Source organism: Actinoplanes sp. NBC_00393 (assembly GCF_036053395.1).
Lineage (GTDB): Bacteria > Actinomycetota > Actinomycetes > Mycobacteriales > Micromonosporaceae > Actinoplanes.
Window position 1 is genome coordinate 9,834,161 of the sequence record NZ_CP107942.1, and the last position, 11,635, is coordinate 9,845,795.

9 protein-coding genes are annotated in these 11,635 nt (G+C 72.5%); 7 read left to right on the forward strand and 2 right to left on the reverse strand.

Going from position 1 to position 11,635, the window contains the following annotated elements:
* Positions 1-95: 95 nt before the first annotated feature.
* The 5 genes from OHA21_RS45645 to OHA21_RS45665 all read left to right on the forward strand — a co-directional run bounded on the left by OHA21_RS45645 (position 96) and on the right by OHA21_RS45665 (position 5,976).
* Positions 96-1,184, forward strand: a complete 1,089-nt coding sequence (locus OHA21_RS45645) for a M48 family metallopeptidase (protein ID WP_328466214.1) — start codon at positions 96-98, stop codon at positions 1,182-1,184.
* A 45-nt stretch (positions 1,185-1,229) separates the two neighbouring features.
* A complete protein-coding gene (locus OHA21_RS45650) occupies positions 1,230-2,579 on the forward strand; it encodes a dipeptidase (RefSeq protein WP_328478938.1) in 1,350 nt (449 codons plus the stop codon).
* A 13-nt stretch (positions 2,580-2,592) separates the two neighbouring features.
* On the forward strand, positions 2,593-4,065 hold the full coding sequence (locus OHA21_RS45655; RefSeq protein ID WP_328466216.1) for an FAD-dependent monooxygenase: 1,473 nt from the start codon (positions 2,593-2,595) through the stop codon (positions 4,063-4,065).
* A gap of 87 nt (positions 4,066-4,152) precedes the next feature.
* Positions 4,153-4,401, forward strand: coding sequence for a hypothetical protein (locus tag OHA21_RS45660; RefSeq protein ID WP_328478940.1), 249 nt, complete (start codon positions 4,153-4,155; stop codon positions 4,399-4,401).
* Between the two features lie 36 nt (positions 4,402-4,437).
* Positions 4,438-5,976, forward strand: a complete 1,539-nt coding sequence (locus tag OHA21_RS45665) for an ATP-dependent DNA ligase (protein WP_328466218.1) — start codon at positions 4,438-4,440, stop codon at positions 5,974-5,976.
* 381 nt (positions 5,977-6,357) lie between these two features.
* Here OHA21_RS45665 and OHA21_RS45670 read toward each other — a convergent pair whose 3' ends face one another.
* Positions 6,358-6,780 carry a hypothetical protein gene (locus OHA21_RS45670; RefSeq protein ID WP_328466220.1) on the reverse strand — a complete coding sequence of 141 codons (423 nt, stop codon included), beginning with the start codon at positions 6,778-6,780 and terminating at the stop codon, positions 6,358-6,360.
* Positions 6,781-6,822: 42 nt separating this feature from the next.
* Complete coding sequence (locus tag OHA21_RS45675; RefSeq protein WP_328466222.1) at positions 6,823-7,818, reverse strand: SURF1 family cytochrome oxidase biogenesis protein; 996 nt, start codon at positions 7,816-7,818, stop codon at positions 6,823-6,825.
* Positions 7,819-7,954: 136 nt separating this feature from the next.
* Between OHA21_RS45675 and OHA21_RS45680 the strand changes: the two genes are divergently transcribed.
* Positions 7,955-10,444 (forward strand): cobyrinate a,c-diamide synthase, encoded by a 2,490-nt coding sequence (locus OHA21_RS45680; RefSeq protein WP_328466224.1) that lies wholly within the window; start codon positions 7,955-7,957, stop codon positions 10,442-10,444.
* A 260-nt stretch (positions 10,445-10,704) separates the two neighbouring features.
* Positions 10,705-11,343: a TIGR03086 family metal-binding protein gene (locus OHA21_RS45685; RefSeq protein WP_328466226.1), complete on the forward strand. Its 639-nt coding sequence runs from the start codon at positions 10,705-10,707 to the stop codon at positions 11,341-11,343.
* Positions 11,344-11,635 lie beyond the last annotated feature (292 nt).

An 11,635-nucleotide genomic window follows, 5' to 3' on the forward strand; every position in this document is an offset into this window, starting at 1 on the left:
CGGGCCGGGACAAGCGTTGCGCGACGGGCGTACGTTGGGCGCGGGATTTGCCGGACGAAGCCACGACGCCGTAAGCGGCGAGAACGGGGTGATCCATGACCACCGAAGAGTCGAACCGGCCGGTCCGCCGCCGGGTGACCCTGACCGGGATCAGCTCGCGGGCCTGGGAGCACCCCGCCGACCGCGGCGCGCTCTCCGCCCTGCGTGAGCTGCGCGGCTTCGACGACATCGTGAAGACTTTCTTCGGCATGTGGAACGAGCGCGGGTTCCGCCTGACGTTCCTGGCCGGGGCGATCCGGGTCGACCACCGGCAGTACCCGCGGGTCTACAAGCTGTACACCGAGGCGGCCAGCACGCTGGACGTGGCCGAGCTGCCCGAGATCTACGTGAGCCAGAACCCGCGGATCAACGGTCAGGCGATCGGTCTGGACCGGCCGTTCATCGTGATCACCACGGGCTCGGTGGAGCGGCTGGACGACGACGAGCTGCGCGCTCTGCTCGGCCACGAGCTGGGGCACGTGCTGAGCGGGCACGCCGTCTACAAGACGATCATGATGATCTTGACCAGCTGGGCGGCGAACATCAGCTGGCTGCCGGTCGGCGCCTTCGCGCTGCGGGCGATCATCGCGGCGATGCTGGAGTGGTGGCGCAAGGCCGAGCTCTCCGCCGACCGGGCCGGTCTGCTCGCCGGTCAGGACCCGGCGGCCTCGCTGCGGCTGCTGATGAAGCTGGCCGGCGGCGGCGACCTGTCCCAGATCGACACCGCCGCGTTCCTGGAGCAGGCCGCGGAGTACGAGGGTGGCGGCGACCTGCGCGACAGCATCCACAAGATCGGCCTGACCGCGTGGAGCACCCACCCGGTGCCCGTCGCCCGGGCCGCTGAGCTGCGCAAATGGATCGACTCGGGGGCGTACGCGCGGATTGTCTCCGGTGACTACCCGCGTCGCGACTCGGACGGCGACGCCCGGGTCACCGAGGACGTGAAAGAGGCCGCGAAGGCGTACCGGGAAGATTTCGCCACCTCGCAGGACCCCCTGGTCGGCCTGCTGCGCAGGCTCGGTGATGGCGCCTCGGACATGGCCGGATCGGCCGCAGGCCGGGCGATGAACTGGGCGAGCGACGCGCGCCGCCGCAGCCGGGGGGACAACGGCGGAGGCAACGGCGGGGGTACGCCGGACGCCTGATCGCTGAGGCCGGCGCCGGTGCGGCCTACGATCGGCGACATGAGCTTGAGTGAATCCGATCTGCGCGCCACCATCGCGCGGGAAATGCCCGGTGTCCGCGCCGACCTGGAACGGTTGGTGCGGATTCCGGGCGTCGCCTTCGAAGGTTTCGACCACTCGCACGTCGAGCGGTCCGCGGAGGCGGTCGCCGAGCTGCTGCGTGGCTGCGGCCTGGAGACCCAGGTCGTGCGGCACGGCGGGCAGCCGGCGGTGATCGGCCGCAAGGCGGCCCCGGCGGGCGCCCCCACGGTGCTGCTCTACGCGCACCACGACGTCCAGCCGGCCGGCGATCCCGCGCTCTGGGCGAGCGACCCGTTCGAGCCCGAGGAGCGCGACGGCCGGCTCTACGGCCGCGGCGCCGCCGATGACAAGGCCGGCGTGATGGCCCACGTCGCCGCGCTGCGCGCGTTCGGCGACCAGCTGCCGGTGGGCGTGGTCGTCTTCGTCGAAGGCGAGGAGGAGTACGGGTCGGACTCGCTCGACACGATCATCCAGGAGCACCTGGAGGAGCTGCGCTCGGACGTGATCGTGATCGCCGACTCCGGCAACTGGGACATCGGGCAGCCCGCCCTGACCACCTCGCTGCGCGGCCTGGTGAACATGTTCGCCGAGGTGCGGGTGCTCAAGAGCGCCGTGCACAGCGGCATGTTCGGCGGCCCGGTCCCGGATGCGCTGATCACCCTGGTCCGGCTGCTCGCGACCCTGCACGACGACTCCGGCGAGGTCGCGGTCGAGGGGCTGATCGGCCGCGAGGGCGCGAGCGTCGACTACCCGGCGGACCGGTTCCGTCACGAGGCCGGGATGCTCGACGGCGTCGAGCTCATCGGCAAGGGCACGATCACCGACCGGATCTGGACCAAACCGTCGATCTCGGTCCTCGGCATCGACGCGCCGCGCACGCTGGAAGCGGCCAACGCCCTTCAGCCTTCGGCCCGAGCCAAGATCAGCGTACGGCTGGCGCCCGGGGAGGACCCCAAGTCGGCGTACGCGGCGGTCTGTGCCCACCTGGAGAAGCACGTGCCGTGGGGCGCGCAGCTGATGCTGGAACTGGAGAGTGACGGCGCGCCCTGCGTGATCGACGCGACCGGTCCGGCGTACGAAGCGGCCCGTTCCGCCTTCCGGTCCGCCTGGGACGGCACCGACCCCGTGGACATGGGCGTCGGCGGCTCGATCCCGTTCATCGCCACCTTCCAGGAGCTGTTCCCGGACGCGGCGATCCTGGTGACCGGCGTCGAGGACCCGCACGCCGCCGCCCACGGGCCGAACGAGAGCCTGCACCTCGGCGAGTTCGAGCGGGTCTGCGTCGCCGAGGCCCTGCTCCTCAAGAACGTCGCGGAGACCTTGACGAAGAACTAGAACGGGGTGACCGATGGCCGAGTTGTCGTGCGAGGTTCTGGTGGTGGGTGCCGGCCCGACCGGCCTGATGCTCGCCAACTGGCTGACCCGGCTCGGGGTGCACGTGCTCGTCGCGGACGGCAAGGACGGCCCGACGCGCGAGTCCCGGGCCCTCGTCGTGCAGGCCCGCAGCCTGGAGATCTACGACCAGCTCGGCGTCGGTGACCAGGTGCTGGAGGCAGCGCACCGGGCCGAGGCGCTCGCGCCCGGGTTCGGTGCGCGGGCCTTCGGCCGGATCCCGATCGGGGCGCTCGGCGCCGGGGTGACGCCGCATCCGTACATCGAGATCCTCGAACAGAGCCGCAACGAGGAGATTCTCTACGAGAACCTGCAGAAACTCGGCGGCGAGGTGTTCTGGGAGAGCCCGGTCACCGCGGTGGCACAGACCGAGGAGGGCATCGAGGCCAAGGTCGGCAACGACACCGTACGGGCCCGCTTCTGCGTCGGCTGCGACGGCGCGAACTCGACGGTCCGCCGATCCCGGCGCATCGACTTCGCCGGGATCACCAACCCGCACCGGTTCTTCGTGCTGGACGCGGTCGGTGCGACCGGCCTGGTGCCCGGGGCGGTCAACGCCCGGCCGGACGGCGAGGACTTCCTGCTCGCCTTCCCGATGCGCGGCGAACGGAACTGGCGGCTGATCGGGCTGGTCCGCGACGTCGACTCGGACGGCGTCCTGGACGAGGACGACGCCCGGACCCGGATGCGGCAGACGTTCGGCGTCGACTACGAGCGGGCCCGCTGGTTCGCGACGTACCGCGTGCACCACCGGGTGGCGGCGGCCTTCCGGGACGGCCCGTTCCTGCTGGCCGGCGATGCCGCCCATGTGCATTCGCCGGTCGGCGGCCAGGGCATGAACACCGGCCTGCAGGATGCCCACAACCTGGCCTTCAAACTCGCCGACGTGCTGCGCGGCCGGCGCCGCGACAGCTGGCTGGATCGGTACGAGGCGGAGCGGCGCCCGGTCGCCCGGACGCTCGTGGCCACCACGGACCGTCTGTTCGGCTTCATCACGTCGAATCGGCTCCCGTCCCGGCTGCTGCGCCGGGTCGGCATCCCGCTGCTGGCGCCGTTGGCCGTACGTCTGCTGCCCCGCTCTTCCGGCGGCTCCCGGCTCTTCCAGTACGTGTCGCAGATCCGCATCCACTACCGCCTCGACCCGGGGGCCTCCGGCGGCCGCCGGGACCCGGTCATCGGCCGTCGGCTCCCGTGGACCGGCGGCAACTATCCGGCCCTGCAGGCCGCCTCCTGGCAGATCCACGGGTACGGCGGAGTGGCCCCGGAAAGTGCCCCTGACCTGGGGATACCGGTCCATGTCTTCCCGCCGGCGCCGTACACCGGCCTGCGCCCCGGCCTGTTCTACCTGGTTCGGCCGGACGGCTTCGTCGCGGCCCGCGCCGAGCCCGCCGAGGCGGAGGAACTATTCCGGTACGCGATGGCTCGTTGATCTGTGGCGGTGGCGATCAATCCTGTTAGGATTTCGAACATGCGTTCGAAGAGTGCTCCCGCTGCAGCCAGCCGCGTGGTCCGGGTCATGCCCGCCGGCCCGCGAGACACCCTCGACCGGCTCCGGACACGCGATCGGATCGAGTCGATCGCACGGCTGCGGGTCGCGGCCCGCGCTCTGGGTGACGTGGACGTCTCGGGGTGGGACGACGCCACCCTCCACGACCATCTGGAGGAGTTGTCCAAGGTGCTCTGCGCCCTCGACTCCGAGCTCACCCGGGTCGCCGACGCGGTGCGGGCCAAGGGCTTCCGGGTCACCGAGCCGAGAGCAGCCTGAGCACCGGGCCCCGGATTGTCGTACCCGGCTGCCAGGATGGGTCTCGTGCGCTTCCTCGACATAGCTGCCACCTCGGCGGCCGTCAGCGCGACCTCCGGCCGCAAGGCCAAGATCGAGCTGCTGGCCGACGCCCTGCGCCGTCTCGAGCCCGGCGAGATCACCGCCGGGTCCGCCTACCTGGCCGGTGAGCTGCGCCAACGGCAGACCGGTGTCGGCTACGCGAGCCTGCGCGACCTGCCACCACCAGCCGCCGAGGCCACTCTCACCGTGGCCGCCGTCGACGCCGCGATCGCCGAGCTGTCGGTGATTGCCGGCGCCGGCTCGCAGGCCCGCCGGCGTCAGCTGATCGGCGCCCTCTTCGGCGCGGCCACCGAGGATGAGCAGCGGCTGCTGGTCGGCCTGTTCGGCGGCGAGCTCCGCCAGGGCGCCCAGGCCGGCCTGCTGGCCGAGGCGATCGCCTCGGCCGCCCAGGTGCCGGCCACCGCCGTGCGCCGGGCGCTCCTGCTCGCCGGCGATCTCAAGCAGGTCGCCGCCGCGGCGCTCACCGGCGGCGCCGCCGCGCTGGCCGAGATCCATCTGCGGGTCGGCACCCCGCTGAGCCCGATGCTGGCCAGCAGCGCCCCAGATGTCGCCGCCGCCTTGGCAGCCACCGGCACGCCCGCGATCGTCGACACCAAACTCGACGGCATCCGCATCCAGGTGCACCGCTCCGGCGACGAGGTGGCCGTCTTCACCCGCAGCCTGGACGACATCACCGCCCGCCTGCCCGACGTGGTCGCCGCGGTCCGCGCGCTGCCGGTCCGCGAGGTCATCCTCGACGGCGAGGCCATGGCGTTGGACGCGAGCGGGCGCCCCCGACCGTTCCAGGAGATCTCCAGCCGGGCCGCCACCCGCGGAGCAACGTCCGACGTCGCCCTGGTGCCCTACTTCTTCGATCTCCTCCATCTCGACGGCACCGACCTGCTCGACGAGCCCGGCCGGGTGCGCTGGGCCGCCCTCGCCGACACCCTCCCGGCCGACCTGACCGTCGGCCGCGAGACAGCCGAGACCCCAGAGCAGGCCGCCGCCGCATTCGCCGCCGCCCTGGCCGCCGGCCAGGAGGGCGTGGTCGTCAAATCCCCCGACGCGCCCTACGACGTGGGCCGCCGAGGCGCCGCCTGGGTCAAGGTGAAGCCCCGCCACACCCTGGACCTGGTCGTCCTGGCCGTCGAGTGGGGCCACGGCCGCCGGCGCGGCTGGCTCTCCAACCTGCACCTGGGCGCGCGCGACCCACGCACCGGCGAGTTCATCATGCTCGGCAAGACGTTCAAGGGCCTCACCGACGAGCTGCTGCGCTGGCAGACCGAGCGCTTCAAGGAGCTGGCCGTCTCCGACAACGGCTGGGTCGTCCAGGTCCGCCCCGAACAGGTCGTCGAAATCGCCTTCGACGGCGTCCAGACCTCCCCTCGCTACCCCGGCGGCGTCGCGCTGCGCTTCGCGCGGGTGCTCCGCTACCGCGACGACAAGCCGGCCGCCGAAGCCGACACCATCGACATGGTCCGCACGATCGGCGGCCACCAGCCACCCGCCAGCTGACCTCAGCCCCTGACCTCGCGCCGCCCGCTCACCGACCTCGGGCCGCCCGCTGGCCGCTCGACTCTTTGGCTGCCCGCTGCCCGCTGCCCGCTCGCTCTGGGCTGCCCGCTGACACCCTCGGGCCGCCAGTTGGGGCCACCCACCGGCGGCTGGAGCTCCGGCCTCACTCCTTACCGCTGCAGATCTTGGGCGCTGATACACCCTCCGCGGTGTAAAGAAACCCAAGATTGACCATCCGCAACGGATCTTGGGCGTCTGGGCACACGCGAGTGGGGTCAAAGACACAAGAGCGCAGCGCGGCAAGGCGCTCATCGCCACTTCCGATCGACCGTAGCCCGACTGCTGCTGCCAGAAGGCCAACCCGGACCCGGTCGCCCGCCCTTACAGGGCGGCCAGACTCCGGACGTAGTTGACCTGCTGATTGATCGAGGTCACATCGCCTTCGTCACGGATCGGGATGCGGGCCACGTACTGAAGCTGGCCGCTCGTGACGATCACGTGCACCATCCCCTGCGGCACGGACTCCTTCACCAGCAGGAGCAGCAGACTCAGCCCGGCAGTCACGCAGATGCCGACGAAAGCCAGAACCTTCGCCCACGGCGGGATCCGCCGCCGCATCGGCCAGTGCTCGGTGACCTGCCATTGGGAGCCGGCCAGCGGGAAGTCACCGACCGGGGTCCGGACCACCGAGGACGTGATCTCGATCTCGGCGATCTCCACGATCACCGGCCCGGGTGCCGCCGGAGCGGAGGGGACCGGGGCGGGCGTGGGCACGCTCCACGGATCACCCGGCGGAATGCTCATGCCCGCGACACTAATCGGCGCGGCGCAGCACCGCGAGACAGCCTATTCGTCGCGCGGCGCCGACTCCGCGACCACCGCAGCGGCCCGCCGCTGGTCCGCCTCCTCAACGCGGTCCCGCGAACGTTCCGCGCGCTGATCGGCCTCCTCGACCCGGTCCAGCGGGCGGTGGGCGCGCCGTTGGTCGGCTTCCTCGACCCGGTCGCGTGGGGCACGCGCGCGCCGCTGATCGGCTTCTTCGACCCGGTCGCGGCGGGCCGGAGCGGCCGGCCTCTTCTCCACCGGCCCGTTCACGCCCTGAGCCTCGCGGCGCGCCTGCCACCCGTACAAGAAAAAGGCCATCACCGCGAAGATCCACCACTGGACCGCATAGCCACCGTTCTGCCAGGCGTCCTCGTGTGAGATCGGCACCGCAACGAACGCCGGATCGGCGGCCGGCGTCTGCGAAGTCAGGAGGACATATGCCCCATAAACCGGAAACGGCAACTCGGTGGCGAGGCGCGGCATGTTGAGCCGGCGGGTGTCCAGCCGGCCGTCCCGGCGCTCCACGACAGCGGGTCGACTTTCCGACAGGTGAATCTGGCCCTCGACCGTCACCGTGCCGGTCGGTGCTGCCGGAACTTCCGGTGCGGCCAAGGCGCCACCGGGTGGGGCGGGGACCCATCCGCGATCGACGAGGATCGCCGTCCCGTCGTCCAGGAGCAGCGGTGTGACGATCTCGAAGCCCACCTTGTCGCCGACCGTGCGGCCCCGGGCCTGGATCTCGTGCGCCGGGTCGTACCGGCCGGTCATCGTCACCTTTGTCCAGGCCAGAGCTTTGCCGGGGGCCGCGCCGGGGGTGCCGGCGACGGTCGGCGCGGCGAGCACGGCACTCAGCGGGACGGCTGCAGCGGCATTCGCCGAGTCGATCCGTTCATTGATGGCGGTGCGCTCGTGATACCGGCTCAGCTGCCAGTTGCCGAGCATCACCATGACGATCGAGGCGACGACGGTGAGCGCGGCCGCGGCGAGCCAGCGGGGCGTCAGCAGGAACCGGTACACGCCCCGAGGCTACCTGGCCAGGCGGTGTCGTCGGCCGCAGCCAGGTAGTGTGCGACATCCGGCAGGCAATACCACCTGACTGCCGATCGCGGAATCCTCGGGGGAGACATTGATCACCGCCCAGCCACGTCTGGTCGTGAGCGCGCCGGCGTCCGGCCACGGCAAGACAGCGATCGCTGTCGGGCTGCTCGCCGCATTGACGGCGCGTGGCGTACCGACTGCGGGTTTCAAGGTCGGCCCGGATCACACCGACGCCGCGTACCTCGGGCTGGCCGCCGGCCGCCCCGGCCGCAACCTGGACCCCCGCCTGGTCGGCGCGCAGCGCGTCGCGCCGCTGTTCGCGCACGGCGCAGCCGGCGCGCAGCTGGCCGTCATCGAGGGCGCGATGGGGTTGTTCGACAGTCTCACCGGGCAGCCGGAGATCGACGGTACGGCCGCTGTCGCCGCAACTCTGCGTGCCCCGGTGGTGCTGGTGGTGGACGTCGCCGCGATGGGCCACTCGCTTGCCGCGCTGGTGCACGGCTTCCGGATGTTCGACGAGATGGTGCACCTCGGTGGCGTCATCCTCAACCGGGTCGCCTCGCCGCGGCACGAGCAGATGCTGCGCAGCGCCATGGACGACATCGGCATGCCCGTGCTGGGTGCGCTGCACCGTGGTGACCTGCCGAGCGTGCTGCCGGCCCGGGTGCACGGCCTCGTGCCGGTCGCGCACCGCACCGTCGAGGCCGGCCGCGCGGTGCGCCGGCTGGGCGAAGCGGTCGCCGGCATGCTGGACATGGACCGGCTGATGGCCCTCGCCGGCTCCGCGCCGACGCTGCCCGGGCCGATCTGGACGCCGGCCGAGGTGATCGGCGGCGAGGTCTTCGATCAGCGGCCGCTGATCGCCCTGGCCGGGGGCCAGGGCGCCCCTTACACCTACGTGGAGACGGCCGAGCTGCTCACCGCGGCCGGTGCGGATGTCGCAGTCGTCGATCCGCTGCGTGACGAGGCACTGCCGGCAGGAACGCGGGCGTTGATCGTGGGTGCGGGTCTCCCTGAGGGGTACGCCGAGGAGCTCTCCGCCAATCACCGGCTCAGCGCGGACGTCGCCCAGTTCGCCCGGGACGGCTGGCCGGTCGTGGCCGAGGGCATCGCGCTCTCGTGGCTGGGCCGGGAACTCGACGGCCGCCCGATGTGCGGCGTCCTGGACGCCACCGCGGCCACCGGCGAACAGACCGTCGCCGGCTACCGCGAGGCGACCGCGCCGGGCACCTCGGTGCTGGCGCCGGCCGGTGCTCGCATCACCGGCTACAAGCACCATCGCGCGATCGTCGCTCCGCGGGCCGGCGCGAACCCGGCGTGGACCTGGTCCGGCGGCAACCCGGAAGGTTTCGTCTGGCGGCAGGTCCACGCTTCCCAGCTCGGCCTCCACTGGGCGGCCGCTCCAGAGATCGCGAACCGGCTGGTCGCCGCGGCGCTCGCCGGCCCGCAGACAGGGTCGCCGTCCGGTCCGGGTCCGTCCGGCCCCGGCGGCCCGGTACGCGAGACGCTGCCCTCCAACCCGGCGATGCAACCCGGCCCGGCGATGCAGCCCAGCCCTGCCATGCCGCCCGGCCCGGGGACACAGCCCAGCCCGGTCATGCAGCCTAGCCCGGCGATGGCATCCGGCCAGCCGGTGCCCAGTGGCTTCTCGGGCCCGCCCGCCGGCCCATCAGGCCCGCCCAACCAGGCTGGTTTCCCCGGCCCTCAGTCCTCCGGAGCACCGGGACATGCAGGCTTTCCAGGCCCGGCTGGTTCCTCCGGAGCACCGGGACATGCCGGCTTCCCAGGCCCGGCTGGTTCCTCCGGAGCACCGGGACATGCCCGCTTTCCAGGCCCGGCTGGTTCGTCCGGAGCGCCGAGTCAGGCCGATTTCCCCGGCTCCGCCGGTCCGTCCGGTGCACCGGGACAAGGTGGTTTCCCTGCCTCCGGGCCGTCAGCGCATGCCGGTCCAGCCGGCGCACCTGGACAGGGTGGTTTTCCGGGCTCGGGGCACGGCGGCGCTCCTGGTCCGTCGGGTGCACCGGGGCACAGTGGTTTCCCGAGCTCCGGGCCGTCGGGGCACGCCGGTCCGTCCGGCACGCCCGGACAAGGTGGTTACCCGGGTACCGGACCGTCAGGGGCGCCGGGGCACGCCGGATTCTCCGGCCCGCCCGGACCCACCGGTTTCCCGGTTTCGCCCGCCGGCCAGGCCGGACCGCCCGGACCGATGCCGCCGCTTCCCGGTACGCCGCTGCCGCCCGGTCCTGTTCCGGGGGCGCACGGACCGGGAACGGGGACGCACGGACCGGGAACCGGGGCGCACGGACCGGGAACCGGGGCGCACGGACCGGGAACGGGGGCCCACGGACCGGGAATGCCTCCGGGTTCCCGCCCGGGCATGAACTCCGCCCTGCCTCCGCACCTGGGCACCGAACCCGGTCCGGGACCTGTGCTGATCCCGGGGCCCGGCACGGTGACCGGTCCCGGTTACGGGCCGGGCAGCGCGCCCGGCTCGGGCGCGGGCGCGCCGCATGGTCCCGGTGAGGGAGTCGCGCCCGGCTCCGGTCCGGGTACACCCGGCATTCCGGACAGCCGCCCGACCGAGGACATCCCGATCCATTCCTGAAAGTTGGTCGCCGCCGGAAGATCCACCGCTGGTGGTGGCAGTCGCTGGAAGCGGCCCAGCGCCCCGAGGCGAACGGGAAGATCCACCGCTGGTGGGGGCCGTTGCTGGAAGCGGCCCAGCGCCCCGAGGCGACAGGAAGATCCACCGCTGGTGGTGGTCGCCGCCGGAAGCGGCCCAGCGTGCGAAAGGCGAATCGCCGACGGCGAAAGTGTCGTACCCCACTCGTAACGTGGGGCCTACGACAACCGTAGGAGGCGATCGTGGCCGACCGTGTGCCGCTGGATTTCGACCCACCGGTTCGTCAGATCCGAGCCCTGCTGCTCGGCGTCGACGACAGTGATCTCGCCGCGCCCACGCCCTGCCCCGGCTGGTCGGTCGCGGCCCTCCTGGATCACCTGATGGGGCTGGCGTTCGCATTCACCCAGACGGCCCGCAAACGCACCGGTGCGCCCGGGACCAGCAGCCCGCCTCCGGAGCCGACCGCCGAGCATCTGTCACCACAGTGGCGCAGTCGTCTTCCCGTCCTGCTCGAGGAGCTCTCCACCGCCTGGAAGGATCCGGCCGCCTGGACCGGGACGGCACAGGCCGGCGGGGTGACCCTGCCCGCCACCGCCATGGGCACCGTCGCGGTGAACGAGTTGGTCATGCACGGCTGGGATCTGGCCCGGGCCACCGGGCAGGACTACGCGGCAGATCCACGCACGCTGGAGATTCTGATCGAGTTCCTGTCCCAGGGCCCGGCCGAGGGCACGCCCGGCCTGTTCGGCCCGGTGGTTCCGGTCGATCCGGAGGAGGACCTGCTACGCCAGGCGGTCGGCCTGGCCGGCCGCGACCCGTCCTGGCGCCCACCGCGCAGCCACCACGTCCCATCCGCCCGTCTGCGCCGCCCAGGCCCATGACCGACGACTGCCGGAGCCGGCAGTTGCGACGACTGCCGGAGCCGGCAGCGGCTGTGGCGGGCCGGCAATGCGTGGAGGGCGTGATGAATCTGCTCCGAACGGAGGTCAGCTGAAGCAAGGGTGGCTCGCCGCCGGCGCGGCCGACCGATGAAGCGGCCTGCGCAACGGCGAACGGCCGCCGTGGGCGAGGGCGCCCAGGACGGCCGTTCGCGGGCCCAGCAGGCTGGCTCGCAGTCCGGCAGGCTGGGCCGCAGTCCGGCAGGCTGGGCCGCAGCCCGGCAGGCTGGGCCGC